The organism is Winkia sp. C0117E2 (genome assembly GCF_056590455.1).
The window spans coordinates 140725-155436 of sequence record NZ_JBWPWD010000002.1 but is presented as its reverse complement, the minus strand read 5'-3'; the positions used below and the strand labels follow the sequence as shown (position 1 = coordinate 155436).

Below are 14712 nucleotides of genomic sequence, written 5' to 3'. Positions count from 1 at the left end.
TGGCGGAGTGTACGTTCACTCCCCACCGCCCGATAAACGAAGTGTACGTTCACTCCCCACAGCCCGATGAACGGAGTGTACGTTCACTATTTTTCGGCAAAAAAGTAGCGGGGCAGAGAGCCCACCAGACTCCCCGCCCCTCTCTTTTAGGCTCTAGAGCGACAGCTCTTCCTTCACCACGCTCGCCAGCTCCTTGCACACGCGGTCGGATTCTTCCTGAGTAGCCGCCTCAACCATCACGCGCACCACCGGCTCAGTACCGGACGGCCGCAACAGGACACGACCATTCTCGCCTAGGTAATCTTCAGCCTGCATGACAGACTTAGCCACGGCCTCGTTCGAAGAAGCCGCCGCCTTGTCCACATTAGGTACGTTGATCAGCGTCTGCGGCAGCCGCTTGACGAAATCCGTCAGCTCCGCCAGCGACTTGCCGGTCTGCTTGACCCGCTTGGCAATCATCAGCGAAGTCAAAACACCGTCACCAGTAGTCGCATAGTCAGAGATGATGACATGCCCCGACTGCTCCCCACCAATGGCGAAGCCGCCCTCACGCATCTTTTCGAGGACGTAGCGGTCCCCCACGGCAGTCTGCACAGTGTCAATGCCGACTTCCTTCATAGCTAGCAGCAGGCCAAGGTTGGACATTACAGTCACGACAAGGGTGTTCCCTGCCAGCTTGCCTTCTTCCTTCAGGCCGACTGCGAGCATGCCCATGATCTTGTCGCCGTCTACCAGGTTCCCCTCGGCGTCAACAGCCAGACAACGATCGGCATCCCCGTCATATGCCACACCGAAGTCGCAGTGCTGACTTACCACGGCCGCCTGCAGGGCCTCCGGATGGGTGGATCCGCACTCATAGTTGATATTGCGTCCATCCGGGGAAGCATTGATCACTACAGCGTCGGCTCCGGCCTCACGCAACGCTTCCGGCCCCAAGAACGAGGCAGCCCCGTTCGCACAGTCGACAGCAATGCGCAGCCCAGACAGATCCGTACCCACCGCAGATACCAGGTGATCGATGTAAGAACGGTCTACTGCCTTCGATTCCTCTTCGACCTCGCCAACATCGCCGCCCAACGGGCGCTCCCACTCTTCACCAAGAATGGCCTCAATCTTGTCTTCTACCGTGTCAGGTAGCTTGAAGCCGCCGCGAGCAAAGAATTTAATGCCATTGTCGGGCATTGGGTTGTGGGAAGCCGAGATCATCACGCCGAGGTCGTAGTCCCCCTCTGCCGTCAGGAAGGCGACGGTTGGGGTGGTGACGACTCGGGCCCTATCTACGTCCATCCCGGCCGAGGCCAGGCCTGCCACTATTGCGTGGTCCAAAAACTCGCCGGAGATCCTGGTATCGCGCCCGACTACGGCGCGAGGCTTCTGACCGTTCTTGGTCTGCGCGCTCTCAGAAAAAAGCCGAGCCGCTGCGATACCAAGGTTGGTAGCTAGCTCGGGAGTTAGTTTCTTATTTGCAAGGCCTCGTACGCCGTCTGTGCCAAACAGTCTGGGCATTTCGCTTCCTTCCGGGAAATTACAATTCTTACCAAGCATACCGCCTTGAAAGGATTTGCCCGCTTTGGCGTTGTGCCGCGAGCCTCCGCCCATCCACGCCCCGATGGATGGGCCCGGAGGATGGAAATGCCGGGATCGCCGGAAACGCGAAGGATATTAAAAGCAGAAGACCCGCCCCAAGTGGGACGGGCCTTCCGAAAAGTGAAATCAGCGCTTGGAGTACTGGGGGGCCTTACGGGCCTTCTTCAAACCAGCCTTCTTACGCTCAGTTGCGCGAGCATCGCGGGTCAGGAAGCCGGCCTTCTTCAAAGCAGGACGGTTCGCATCGCGATCGATCTCGTTCAACGCGCGGGCAACGCCTAGACGCAGAGCGCCAGCCTGCCCGGAGATGCCGCCACCGTTGATGCGGGCGATCACATCGAAGCGACCGGCCAGATCTAGCAGGGTGAACGGGTCGTTGACAAGCTGCTGGTGCAGCTTGTTCGGGAAGTAGTCTTCCAAGGTGCGGCCGTTGATGGTCCACTTGCCCTCGCCTGGGATCAGGCGAACGCGGGCGACGGCGGACTTGCGGCGGCCCAGCCCCGAACCGGGAGCGGTGACGGACTGGCCGGCACCGGCGGCAGGAGCCTCGGTCTCGGAAGTGTATTCAGCCGGAGCGTTCTCCAGCTCTTCGTTTTCTTCTACAGTTGCAGTGTTCTCAGCCACGGTTTTCCTCAAACTTCTATAGCCAGCGACCCGGTCACTGAGCGATCTTCTTGATCTCGACAGTTTCGGGCTGCTGAGCAGTGTGTGGGTGTTCAGAACCAACGAACACGCGCAGCTTCTTCATCTGGGCGCGACCAAGCTTGGTGTGGGGGACCATACCCCGGACAGCCTTCTCTACCGCCTTTTCGGGGCTCTTTTCGAGGAGCTCACGGTAGGTCAGCGAGCGCAGCCCGCCCGGGTAACCCGAGTGGCGGTATGCCCGCTTTGTGTCCAGCTTGTTGCCCGTCAGAACGACTTTGTCAGCGTTGATCACGATGACGTAGTCGCCAGTGTCAATGTGGGGCGCGTAAGTCGGCTTATGCTTCCCACGGAGCAGGTTTGCGACAGTGGTCGCTAGTCGTCCGAGGACGACGTTCTCGGCGTCAACGATGTACCACTTCTTGTTGGTTACATCGGCAGCCTTCGGTGTATAGGTGCGCACGGCGTAGCCTTCGTTCGTCGTAGTTGATTGGTGCCCTGAGGCGACCAACTTCGGTCAAATGCTAATGGTTATTGCGTTCGGGCAGTGCGGGCGAGTGGGAAGCGCCTGCGTGCCTACGTAACGCACAACTAGATAATAGTAACTGGCCTGCCCTCTCGTTTCAAAGCGGTGTGGCTAATAACTCACTGCCAGAGTGCGATGGCAGAGCGTGGGGGAACCACCACGTGCCCGCTTAGTTGGGTGGCGCTCAGCAGATCTGTTCCCACCATTCCACTCAGCTCTGCAGCCTTGTCCGCGTGATTCAGCACGAAGAGCACTTTGCCTCGCTTTACCGCTTCCACGCCCGCGGGGGCTCCGGGGAGGACGGGCCGCACCCGGGCATGCGCGCCGACGAGGGCGAGCACTCCGGCCCTACCTGCTAGGTCTAGGTCTGTACCTACATACCACGCCTGCCCCTTCCCAACTTTCCGGCGCGTGATGGCAGCCTTTCCGTTCAGGTCGGTGGCAATGCCGTCTGTGAAGAACGCGATTGGGGTGGCATCTTCGACCTCTATGGAGTCCGCCCTGGTCTTGCCGCGCAGTGCCGGGCGTACTTCGCACAGACTGTCCATGGCTCGCTCTAGGGCTGGATCGACCGGCTCGATGCCTACGTATCGCGCCGCAGCAGGCGCGCCTACTGCAGCCGTAATACGGCAAACGCGCGGGTCCGGATTTCCGTCTGGGGCGCCTTGCGGAGTAGAGCCACCCAGGTGTTCATTCACGCCCTCGGCCACCACTGCCGTTTCCGCAGCGTTTACTCCGTACACGGTCCCCTCGACATTCACCCCAAAGAGGGACGACAACACTCCCAGGTATCCCCCTAAGGCAGCCTTGCCTTCCGGAGTGAACCGTCCCGTGCCGGTAGTGCCAATTAGCTGGCCTCCGCCCTCGACAAATTCCTCCAATTTCTTTCCAAGGATGGCATCAGGAGCGGCTAGGTCCGCCACGATCACCATGCGGTATTGGCTTAGGTCGGCGTCGACACCAACGACGTCGGCGGTTATTCCTGCCTCAAATAGGCTCCTATGCCACACTCGCGCCTGGCCCATCCACGAATGTGGAACCGGCCCAATAGAGGTTGAGCGGATAATCTCGCTCTCCCAGTCCACCATGACCGCCACCTCGGCCTGAACCTGCGTGCCGGCCACGGGTGAAAGATTCGCCAATTTGGTTCCGAGGTCGACCATTTCTTTCCAGTGGGACCCTGCAGTACCGTAGTGCGGCACCATGGCGCCATGCCAAGTCTCTGCCCCTGCCTCACTTTGGCGCCACTGGAAGCAGAGTGCCCCGTCAGCTCCCCTAGCAATCTGGGATAGGGACCACAGAGCCCACTGCCCCGGCCTCTTCGAGGCATTCGCGGCGCGCCACTGCACGACGCCTGGCGCCTGTTCCATGATTAGCCAAGGCTGGCCCTTGTAGCCGCGCTGCATGTCAGCCGACCACGCCTGTTCTGCAATGGCAGCCGGGTCTGCCGGATCTGGGTATTCATCATTAGAGACTACGTCCACCTCGCGCGCCCACTGCCGGTAATCGACTGGCGGGAAATATCCCATGAAATTAGTGGTAATCGGAATTTGTGGAGCGCGCGCCTGCAGCTGTTCCTTCTCTAGGCGAAACAGTTTTAGCATCTGCTCATTGCTGAAGCGCCGCCAGTCGGCCAGATGCGCGGGATTGTGGAAGGTAGGCGTTGCTCGCGGCGGCTCCACCTGCTCAAAATTGCGGCGGCGCTGTGACCAGAAAGCACAGCCCCAAGCGTGGTTCAGTTCCTCGATCGACCCGTATTTCTGCTGCAGCCATTGCCGGAATTCGCCGGCGCAACGTTCACAGAAGCATTCGTGAATATGGCAGCCATACTCGTTGTTTATGTGGAAGAGGGCGACGGCCTCGTGACTGCCGAAACGCGTGGCTATCTCGCGGGAAAGCCGGACCACGCCCGCCCGATATTCCGGAGAGGACAGGCAGTACCCCTGTCTAGACCCGAATCCTAGCCTTACCCCCTGCCGATCTACCGGCAGTGAATCCGGGTACTTATGTGCCATCCATGCTGGTGGGGCGGCAGTTCCCGTTGCTAAATCGACACTAATACCCGCTTTCCCAAGCGCATCAATGCGTTCTGCCAGCCTAGAGAACGCCTCCTCGTCCCAGCACCCCTCGTCTGCTTCTAGCTCTCCCCAAGCGAACACGTTCACGGTTGCCATATTCACTCCGGCTTCCCGCATTAGGGGAATGTCCTGCTCGATGGTCTGGCGATCCCACTGTTCCGGGTTGTAATCGCCGCCGTAATAAAGAGCGTTGGTCTTCAAAGGCATGTCCCATTCCTTCCGTGCTCTGGGAATTCGTTCGTTGTGCGAGCTAGCGCGGGCCCAACACCACTAACGTGTTGTCGATTAGTCTGGTCGAGCCTACCCGCGCTGCCAACATTAGCGTTGCAGTCACCTTCTGGCCTTCCCGCACCTCTTCCATAGTATTGGGGTCAACCAGAGCCACATATTCGGTCTGCACTCCCGGCGCCTGCTCAAGGACTGCCTTGGTCGTTTCCAACACGCTGGTCGCAGATCCCGTCGCGGCCGCTGCCTGAAGCCCAGCTGTCAAGGCCTTATTTAGCGCAGTGGCCTGCTCGTGTTCTTCGGGGCTGAGATAGGCATTTCTGGAAGAAAGCGCCAATCCGCTAGGTTCCCGCCGGATAGGGATTGCCTCAATCCGAATGGGATAGTCCAAATCCCGTACGAGCTGCCTTACAACCGCCAACTGCTGCGCATCCTTCTGCCCAAAATAGGCCCGATGCGGGCGCACCAAGTTGAACACCTTAGACACGATCTGCACTACCCCAGCGAAGTGGGTGGGCCGGGCAGCGCCCTCGTAGTTAGCCCCAACCTGACCAACCTGGAAAGAAATTTGCGGCTGCCCATTGGGGTACATCGTTTCCGGCGAGGGCGCAAACACCACGTCCGCCCCCACTTTGGAAAGGGCCTGCACATCCTGCTGCAGGTCACGTGGATAGGCCCCGTAGTCCTCCTCTGGCGCGAACTGTATCGGGTTCACAAAGATCGAAACCACCACCACGTCATTGGCTTTACGAGCTGCACGAACCAAATCCAGGTGCCCCTCGTGCAACGCGCCCATAGTCATGACCAGCCCAACCTGGCCATGCTTATCCTGTAACGCCTGACGTAGCTCTGATCCCGTGTACACGAGCTGAGGATCCATCATTGCCTTTCCTTAGTTTGTTCAGAAAGCAGCTTATACGCTTCCGCAACGCCGTTAATATTCGGAGTAAGATCCCTATTATCCGGGTCTGCTCCCAGCGCGAGGGCGTCCTGTTCAGCGCGAGTAATAGCTGCAAGCGCCGCAGGAGTGCCGATCCGTTCTACCTGAGGCACCTCATCAATTCCCTCTAGCATCGCTTCAGGATTGTCCAAACCAGCCATGGACAGTAAAGCTTTGGCTTGCTCTAATACGGTAGCAACGTGTGCGCTAGCATGCGTCAGAGCCGCGGCCACAAGAGGGCGGTCGTCCTCGGCAACGGGAATTGGGCTGCCGCCAAGTTCCACCGCGAGCGCCTGCGCGATCGGCAGCAGCGGCGCCGGAGCGGTTACGATTATGGGCCGATCCTGCATCCGCGAGAGGTCGATGGAGGTGCCGGTCAAAGATATTACCGGGTGGATAGATAGCGGTAACACTCCCACAGCGGAAGCGCTCTGCAGGACGCGGAGGCCTGCCATGGCGGCATGCACCACGATCTGCCCAGATCTGATCACTCCTAGTTCCGTCAATCCTTGGCACACCTCCGCAATGAGCGAGTCGGGCACGGTGAGCAACACCAGGTCTGCCTGAGGTACCAACTTATCTGCATCTAGGATAGGTACCCCCGGCAGCATTGCTTCTACCCGGTCTGTGTCAGAGGCGGGCGTAACCCCAACGATTTCGTGTCCACTGGCACGCAGGGCTGAGCCGAGGACGCATCCTGCCTTCCCCGCCCCCACCACGGCTATCCGGAGGCGAGACTGGGCGCTCATGCGGAGGACCTCGCCATGCGCTTTTGCCACTCCTCCATCGGTTCTTCACCGCGCCGCAGCCTGGCTAGCTCTGCCTGTTGCATGACGGCGGCGGATAGTACCTCCTCGGAGAGATGTTTTACTTCGCCCATCCCCGTTGAGTTGAAAACTAGGTCCAAACGCATGTTGCCCACGTTGAGCCAGCGTTCTAACGGGCCCTGCTTCGCAGTGACAGATTGGGCGTGCTCATGCGGGATGATGTCGAGTGTTCTAGTAATCCGGCCGTCGCGAACCGCTACTACCGTGTCGGTGATGAACACGGACTTGCGGTTGTACGTGAGCGGATCTAGTAGGCGTACTTTCCTCCCCACAGGAGTGAAGTATTTTCCTTCCCCACTACCCGTTAGAGCTTCTTCCAAGAACGCGTCAGGATCGTCTATTCCAAGGTCACGGACTACAAGCCAGAGCGCCCTAAGCGCCTGGTCCCGGGTCCCCGTTGGCAACATGGTGACCTTACCACGACCGCCCTCGCTTGAAGCCTCTTTTGCCGCTTGAGCAGTTTGGCCTACGCCTGCTTGCACTGCGGATACTCGCCACCAGTCCTTGGACCGCCACAGCAGTGGCTGCTGCAACCGCACGGCGTGTATGCGCCCCGGCGGTATAGTTTGGGAAATCTGCTTCGTTAGACCTCGGGTAATGCGGATGCCCGCACTCGTTACTGCGGCAGTGAAACCGTATTCAGAATTCACTCGCCCCCATACCGCAGAGCCTATACCCGCAATAGCAACGACGATGGAGATTATGAACTGGATGCCTCCAAGAGCAATCGCAAATTCTGAGGCGCCGAGGATACTCACCAGCACGATCGCCCCAACTACGAACCCCAATATGGTGACCACGGCAATAATGATCCCTACCGAGCGCACCATGCCCCCAAGGAAGATGGGTAAGTCCAGTTTGTATAGTTCCCATGGCTGGAAGTTAGGCCCCTTATACTCCGCGCCAATTACTCCTGAATGGGCAATCCCCGAATCTTCGGTTGCTGAGCCCGCATTCTCCTCGCCCTCTAACACCTCTTCGTTCTGTATCTCTTCTCGGTGCAGTATTTCGCGTCGTACGTCCTCGGCTTTCCCCACAGAAAGATACTGGATTTTCACCGATGACCCCGGGCCGCCAGCAGACTCCACTCTTATTTCGGCAAGTCCTAGCACGCGCGACAGTAGTGAGCGCGAAATGTCTACCGACTGCACGCGGTCGAGTGGGGCGCGCCTGTGGGCTTTGAAAATGACGCCGTGGCGAAAGTGCACAGCTTCGTCAGTTACTGCGTAGAAGGTGTTTCGCCACTGCAAGTACGTGAAGCAAAGTAGCGCTAAAATAAGGGCTACTACTGCCCCCGAGACAATCAGAATGACCAAGCCGACGCTAAATTTTCCATCTAAGTACTGGGCGGCTTCCGAAAGCACCTGTAAGTTTCCGAACAGGACGACCCCGAGGAAAGTGGTGAGGGCGGCTCCTCCATTTAGTAATGGAGAGAGCGGGTGGACTTTACGCCATTGGTCGGCGCGTACTTCTTCCTGGACGCTCATAGACCGGCCATCTCCGCATTGCCGAGGGCGGACAGGCGGTCACGCAGCAGGATTGCGTCTTCTTTGGGGAGGCCAGGAATGTTCGCGTCGGTGGTGGCTGCAGCGGTGTGCAGTTTGACGGAAGCAATGCCCATCCATCGGTCTAGTGGGCCTTCGTTTAGGTCGACGAATTGCATGCGCCCGTACGGTACTGCGCACATGGATTTGAACATGATGCCACGGCGGATCAGGAGTTCGTCATTAGTAGCTGCCCAACCTATGGCACGTACCTGCCTTGGGATCAGCCATGTCAGCCATGCGATGAAGGCAACCAGCGCGGCTACGCCGATCCACAGTAGTGGCTGGTGAGCCAAGATGGTGATAGCAATCAGCGCTATTAGCAGGGGGACGGGCACCATGAGGGCTCCTGCCAGCCTTGCCTTCCACAGCTTCATGGATACTGGATGGAACTGCGCTCCCGCAGGAGTGAAGGGGTCGCCGTTGGCCCCGGCCGCTCGCATCGGCTGTTCAATACGGCTTTGAGGTGCATCAGTCATAGTTAAAGTATTGGCGAGACGCGGGGCAGCCGCAACCTAGCTTTTGGAGTGTACGTTCACTCCGCTGACCCGAAAAACCAGCCCGGATTTAAGTGTACGTTCACTCCAATTTGCGGCGGAGGGGCAGCCCACCTGGGACTATACTTCGCGCTCTTACAGGCCCCATCCAGCGATCGTTCAGCTGCATGGGTAAAATTGGTTTTATGGATCAAAACCAGTCCGAAGCCAAACTGTTAGTAGTCGACGACGAGCCCAATATCCGCGACCTGCTCGCCTCCTCACTGCGTTTCGCCGGATTCGACGTCGAAATTGCAGCCGACGGCGCCACAGGACTCCGCGCTGCCAAGGAATATAAGCCAGACCTGATCGTCCTCGACGTCATGATGCCCGACATGGACGGCTTCGCCGTCACCCGGCACCTGCGCGAAGCAGGGCTACAGATGCCGGTCCTGTTCTTGACCGCCCGCGATGACATGCAAGACAAAATCCAGGGCCTCACCGTTGGCGGAGACGACTACGTGACCAAGCCCTTCGGCCTCGAAGAGGTCGTCGCCCGCATCCGGGCGATACTACGCCGCACCAAGACCACCGTCGCGGACGAACCCAAAATGCGCGTTGGGGACATTACTTTAGACGAGGACGCACACGAAGTTCACCGTGCCGGAACGCTAGTCGACCTGTCCCCCACAGAATTCAAGCTGCTCCGCTACCTGATGCTCAACGAAGGCCGGGTCGTCTCGAAAATGCAGATCTTGGACCACGTTTGGGAATACGACTGGGACGGAGAAGCCGCGATCGTTGAATCCTACATCAGTTACCTCCGCCGCAAACTGGATGTAGCTGGCTCTTCCGGCGAAATTATCCACACCCGGCGCGGTGTCGGCTACATCATGCGGGAAGAATGAGAAACGCCCGGAAACGGCGGACCAAGAGAGAAAACGCTGACGTCGCCCTCCTGCGAAATCTTCGCTTGCGCTGGCACTCCACTCCCCTTACTTTCCGCCTCGTCACAGTTACTACCTCGCTGATCACGGTTGGGCTGGTACTCGCTGGTGCCTCGATGCTGGGCATTTTGCAATCTCACTTGGTCGGACAGGTCGACCACGAATTGATCTCTACGGCGCAACGCCAGGTGACGGCCATATCCCCTACGCTCGATATGAGGACGGATCCGGAATTGCCGTCGAATTACTACGTGCGTCTGGAATATGGCGAACGGCACGGCAAACAGCAGGCCAAAGGCCAGGTCATCATCACTTCTGCCACGCGGCAGCAGTTCGGCGTCCCCGAAACCGGCGAGCTGCTTTCGTTCAACGAATTAGATGATGCGCATATGACTCAGCCGATCACGGTTCCGTCTTCAAAAATTGGAATCGCCTGGCGCGCTGTGGCCGTACCGCTTTACCGGGCGGATATTCCGGTGGGGGTGGCAACGGTCGCCCTCCCTTTGGCGGGCGTGTCACAGACTATTTACCGCACTTCCCTGTACCTGCTGTTTTCTTCGCTTTTGATCGCAGCAGCTGGGGCACTTGCCGCCTTTTACCTGGTGCGTCGTTCGCTTCGTCCTCTGCGCGAAATTGAATCAGTGGCGGGCAAGATCGCGGGTGGCGACATGACGCAAAGGGTTGACAATGAACCGCCCACTACCGAGGTCGGTTCCCTTTCGCAGTCGCTAAACAAGATGCTCACCTACCTAGAGGAGTCTTTCACTGCCAGGAAGGCCTCCGAGAAGAAGATGCACCAGTTTGTGTCTGACGCTTCCCATGAGCTGCGCACGCCTTTGGCGGCGATCCGCGGTTACGGCGAGCTGTACCGGATGGGCGGGGTTCCGCCCGAGGGCGTGCCGGACGTTATGGGACGGATCGAGTCAGAGGCCTCTAGGATGAGCGAATTAGTCGAGGACCTGCTGAAACTTGCCCGCTTAGATGAGGGCCGAAAGTTGAAGTTCGAGGACGTGGACCTAACGGAGCTCGTCCAACTGGCTGCTTCGGACCTTGGGGCGCTCGACCGCAAACGAAAAGTAGAGATCGTTGATTTGGAGGGTAATCCTGCGCGCGAACCTGTCTTCGCCCACGTGGATCGCAATCAGATCATGCAGGTACTCGCTAATCTGGTGGGCAACGCCGTGCGGTACACCCCACCTGGCAGTCCCGTCGAATTTGCGGTGGGCACGCGCTCTAGCATGACTTTGTTGGAGGTTCGCGACCACGGACCCGGCATTGCCAAAGACGAAAGGGCCCAAGTATTCAAGCGTTTCTACAGGTCTGATACTTCTAGAACTCGGAACACGGGTGGCTCTGGTCTGGGGCTTGCCATTGTTAGCGCTATTGCTAAAGCGCACAACGGCAGTGCCGAATTGCGCACTACCGAGGGCGGGGGGCTCACGGTTAGGTTGTACTTGCCTACGGTGCCGTAACTGCAATATTTGCCACTACGGATGGCAAAAGTTGGGCTAAATTGCCGTTTGGGGCATAAGCTAGCCGGTGTCATCGTAGTCGTTTGAGGTTGTTTATGACTTCCAGTGAAACTCCGCAATGGCTTCCGGGCGCGTTCGCTCGTTCCATGTCGAACATTGGCGTGGATTTGGATCGCGCACAGCTCGAAGAGCTGGCGGGGCAGCTATTGGCGAAGTGGGATTCCCCGAATCGTCACTACCATAATGTGCAGCACCTGGTTGCTGTTCTATCCGGTATCGACGAGTTGCAGGGGTGCACCCACGATCCTGATTTGTTGCGTGTTGCTGCGTGGCTACATGGCATTGTTTTCGTGGATTATGAGGACGGCGACGATGCACGTGCCGTTGGCGAGGACGAGGTAGCTTCGGCTTCTGCGGCGGCCAAGATTTTGAAGGCGACCGGTTTGGACGAGTCGGTGGTTGAGCGCATCTGCGGGCTGATTATTTCTATGAAGTCGCACCGGTCTTACCCGGACGATGTGGACCAGCAGGTGTTGTTGGACGCTGACATGTCGATGCTTGCCGCTGATCCGCAGGATTATCGCGACTATGTGGCTGCGGTGCGCGAGGAGTACGCGCATGTTCCTGAGGCCGCGTACTGTCGTTTCCGGCGGCGTATTGTGCGCAAGCTGCTGGGGCGCAATGCCATTTTCAATTCTCCGATGGCGGAGGATTGGGATTCGGTGGCGCGCAATAATTTGGAGGCCGAGAAGGCCCGGCTGGATACGGAGCTTTCTAGTCTGGAATCTGATGTCCGTCGAGAGGCTAATGATGCGGCGGAGGAACACGATGAGGCCATTGAGCGCTATCAGCATCGCTCTGATGACCCCTCAACTGGGGTAATCAAGGGCATGGCACCGCTTAAGTCTGCATCGGAGCCTCAGGTAATTACTGCGGAACTGCCGGTGATCAAAGCCGAGGAAGATTCGGAGGAGCAGCCGCAGATGGCTCCAGACGAGGGCGCCTTGGAAGAGAAGGCCAACCAGGACCAGGATTTAGAAGAGGAGCAGGCGGAGCAAGAAGATCTTTCCTCTTCGTTAGAGCTTGCCATTGACGTCTTGGATTCCCTACCCAAACGCGAAGAGAAGCCAAAGGAATCCGCGGCGGGGACTGACTAGGCTAGCTATTTAGCAGTAAATCTTTTTCCACAGGTGTCCTGTGCGCGTTATGCCCACGGCGCCTGTTCATTTCTACCTAAACACTAGTTGGGGTTTTTCTATTCTGATCGTGCCAGTGAGGGAAAATCAGAAAGGGAAAATCATGGCACGTTTTACAGCGAATTCGGGTTCTATTTCTTTGGCTGCCGGCCAGGTCTCTACGATCGCTGGGCAGATTCGTTCCGATGTGGCGCAGATGATGTCTCAGCTTGGTGCGCTCGAGGGCGAATGGCAGGGTGCCGCTTCTGCCGCTTTTAGTTCCGCTACGACCCAGTGGCGCGGGGCCCAGGCCCAAGTGGAATCTGCGCTCGATTCCATTTCTCAGGCGCTCACTGCCGCTTCTACTACCTATGAAGACGCGGAAGCCCGCGCTACCTCGCTATTTGCGGGATAACGCGGGCTTTCCGGTTGGAGTACTTTTTAGTACATTCCGCCCATGTCGTCGCCACCGGCGGCCGGGACTGCTGGCGGTTCCGGCTTGTCGGCGACCACGGCTTCGGTAGTCAGGAACAGGCCGGCAATGGAGGCTGCGTTCTGCAGCGCGGAACGAGTTACCTTGACCGGGTCAGCAATGCCTGCTGCCATTAGGTCCTGGTATTCGCCAGTTGCTGCGTTCAGGCCTTCGCCTTCCTTCAGCGAGAGGACCTTGTCAACTACAACGCCGCCGTTCAGGCCTGCGTTGTTTGCAATCTGGGCCAGGGGCGCTTCTGCCGCTACACGCACGATCTGTGCGCCAGTGGCTTCGTCGCCTTCGAAGTCGTTGTTGTCTAGGACCTTGGCTGCTGCCTGCAGCAGAGCTACGCCGCCACCGGAAACAATGCCTTCTTCGGAGGCTGCACGCGCGTTGCGTACTGCGTCCTCGATGCGGTGCTTGCGTTCCTTGGCCTCGACCTCGGTGGCTGCACCGGACTTGATCACTGCAACGCCGCCAGACAGCTTTGCAAGGCGTTCCTGCAGCTTCTCGCGGTCGTATTCGGAGTCAGAGTTCTCGATCTCCTGGCGGATCTGGGCAACGCGGCCGTCGATCTGCTCCTTGGAGCCTGCGCCGTCGACGATGGTGGTGTCGTCCTTGGTGACAACAACCTTGCGGGCCTTGCCCAGCATGTCCAGCTCGACGCTTTCGAGCGAGAGGCCGACGGTCTCGGAGACAACCTGGCCACCGGTGAGGATAGCCATATCCTGCAGCATGGCCTTGCGACGATCGCCGAAGCCCGGGGCCTTCACAGCAACGGACTTGAAGGTGCCACGAATCTTGTTTACGACTAGGGTGGTCAGCGCCTCGCCCTCGACATCCTCAGCAACGATCAGCAGCGGCTTGCCGGACTGCATGACCTTCTCAAGAATCGGCAGCAGGTCCTTGATGTTGGAAACCTTGGACTCAACCAGCAGGACGTAGGCGTCCTCTAGGACTGCTTCCTGACGGTCGGCATCGGTTACGAAGTAGCCGGACAGGTAGCCCTTGTCGAAACGCATGCCTTCGGTGGTTTCAAGCTGAATACCGAATGCGTTAGATTCTTCGACGGTGATGACGCCCTCGGCGCCAACAATCTCCATAGCCTGTGCGATCAGCTTGCCAATCTTGGGATCAGCAGCAGAAATCGAAGCGGTGGCGGCGATTTCTTCGGTGGTCTCGATTTCCTTTGCGGAATCGAGCAGGTGCTTGACAACGGCCTCTACGCCCTTGTCGATACCGCGACGCAGAGCGATCGGGTTAGCACCTGCAACTACGTTGCGCAGGCCTTCGCGAACCATTGCCTGTGCTAGCACGGTTGCAGTGGTGGTGCCGTCGCCAGCGACATCGTCAGTCTTCTTGGCAACTTCCTTGACCAGTTCGGCGCCAATGCGCTCAAACGGTTCTTCCAGGTCAATTTCCTTCGCGATGGACACGCCGTCGTTAGTGATGGTGGGGGCGCCCCACTTCTTGTCTAGGACAACGTTACGGCCCTTGGGACCGAGGGTGACCTTGACAGTGTCGGCAAGCTGGTTCAGGCCAGCTTCAATAGAACGACGAGCTTCCTCGTCAAACTTAATGATCTTTGCCATTGTGGTTTATTCCTACCTACGGTTGGCGGTGTGCATGCCCGCGACGGACGGATAGAACTGCCCGGACCATCCGGTAGGCTCTACCCTCATGCAGCACCTGTATTGGTTTTTGCTCCGCGGGGATAAGCAGTCAGTTATCACTCACCCCGGTGGAGTGCTAACTCAAAGTTTGGCACTCTCAGCCTCAGAGTGCAAGACGGCGTAAGTTT

Annotated in this window: 13 protein-coding genes; 4 read left to right on the top strand and 9 right to left on the bottom strand. The window is 58.4% G+C overall.

From position 1 onward, the window contains the following. Positions 1-153 precede the first annotated feature (153 nt). From glmM to AC1EKG_RS03105, 8 genes are all read right to left on the bottom strand, one after another. The gene (gene glmM / locus AC1EKG_RS03140; protein WP_004805836.1) at positions 154-1506 is read right to left on the bottom strand and encodes a phosphoglucosamine mutase; all 1353 of its coding nucleotides are present in this window, start codon (positions 1504-1506) and stop codon (positions 154-156) included. A gap of 207 nt (positions 1507-1713) precedes the next feature. Then, positions 1714-2211: a 30S ribosomal protein S9 gene (gene rpsI / locus AC1EKG_RS03135; protein ID WP_004805833.1), complete on the bottom strand. Its 498-nt coding sequence runs from the start codon at positions 2209-2211 to the stop codon at positions 1714-1716. A 34-nt stretch (positions 2212-2245) separates the two neighbouring features. Further along, entirely contained in the window at positions 2246-2692 is a 447-nt protein-coding gene (rplM, locus tag AC1EKG_RS03130) for a 50S ribosomal protein L13 (protein ID WP_004805831.1), read from the bottom strand. Positions 2693-2874: 182 nt separating this feature from the next. Continuing rightward, a complete protein-coding gene (locus tag AC1EKG_RS03125) occupies positions 2875-5040 on the bottom strand; it encodes a beta-galactosidase (RefSeq protein WP_004805830.1) in 2166 nt (721 codons plus the stop codon). A gap of 43 nt (positions 5041-5083) precedes the next feature. Beyond that, positions 5084-5941, bottom strand: a complete 858-nt coding sequence (gene panC, locus AC1EKG_RS03120; protein WP_004805828.1) for a pantoate--beta-alanine ligase — start codon at positions 5939-5941, stop codon at positions 5084-5086. Next, complete coding sequence (locus AC1EKG_RS03115) at positions 5938-6777, bottom strand: Rossmann-like and DUF2520 domain-containing protein (protein WP_481067737.1); 840 nt, start codon at positions 6775-6777, stop codon at positions 5938-5940. Before AC1EKG_RS03115 ends, panC begins: the two co-directional genes overlap by 4 nt. Next, positions 6744-8312: a PH domain-containing protein gene (locus tag AC1EKG_RS03110; protein ID WP_004805825.1), complete on the bottom strand. Its 1569-nt coding sequence runs from the start codon at positions 8310-8312 to the stop codon at positions 6744-6746. The genes AC1EKG_RS03115 and AC1EKG_RS03110 overlap by 34 nt, the downstream gene beginning before the upstream one ends. Beyond that, positions 8309-8848 (bottom strand): PH domain-containing protein, encoded by a 540-nt coding sequence (locus AC1EKG_RS03105; RefSeq protein ID WP_231288177.1) that lies wholly within the window; start codon positions 8846-8848, stop codon positions 8309-8311. Before AC1EKG_RS03105 ends, AC1EKG_RS03110 begins: the two co-directional genes overlap by 4 nt. A 203-nt stretch (positions 8849-9051) precedes the next feature. Here AC1EKG_RS03105 and AC1EKG_RS03100 point away from each other — a divergent pair, with 203 nt between their 5' ends. The 4 genes from AC1EKG_RS03100 (at position 9052) to AC1EKG_RS03085 (ending at position 12854) form a co-directional block, all read left to right on the top strand. Continuing rightward, on the top strand, positions 9052-9753 hold the full coding sequence (locus tag AC1EKG_RS03100; protein WP_040314872.1) for a response regulator transcription factor: 702 nt from the start codon (positions 9052-9054) through the stop codon (positions 9751-9753). Beyond that, the gene (locus tag AC1EKG_RS03095; protein WP_004805820.1) at positions 9750-11264 is read left to right on the top strand and encodes a sensor histidine kinase; all 1515 of its coding nucleotides are present in this window, start codon (positions 9750-9752) and stop codon (positions 11262-11264) included. The genes AC1EKG_RS03100 and AC1EKG_RS03095 overlap by 4 nt, the downstream gene beginning before the upstream one ends. Positions 11265-11359: 95 nt before the next feature. Then, complete coding sequence (locus tag AC1EKG_RS03090; RefSeq protein WP_004805818.1) at positions 11360-12421, top strand: HD domain-containing protein; 1062 nt, start codon at positions 11360-11362, stop codon at positions 12419-12421. A gap of 142 nt (positions 12422-12563) precedes the next feature. After that, positions 12564-12854: a WXG100 family type VII secretion target gene (locus AC1EKG_RS03085; RefSeq protein ID WP_040314871.1), complete on the top strand. Its 291-nt coding sequence runs from the start codon at positions 12564-12566 to the stop codon at positions 12852-12854. A 26-nt stretch (positions 12855-12880) separates the two neighbouring features. Here the strand turns inward: AC1EKG_RS03085 and groL are convergent, their stop codons facing one another. Further along, entirely contained in the window at positions 12881-14503 is a 1623-nt protein-coding gene (gene groL / locus AC1EKG_RS03080; RefSeq protein WP_004805814.1) for a chaperonin GroEL, read from the bottom strand. Between the last annotated feature and the right edge of the window lie 209 nt (positions 14504-14712).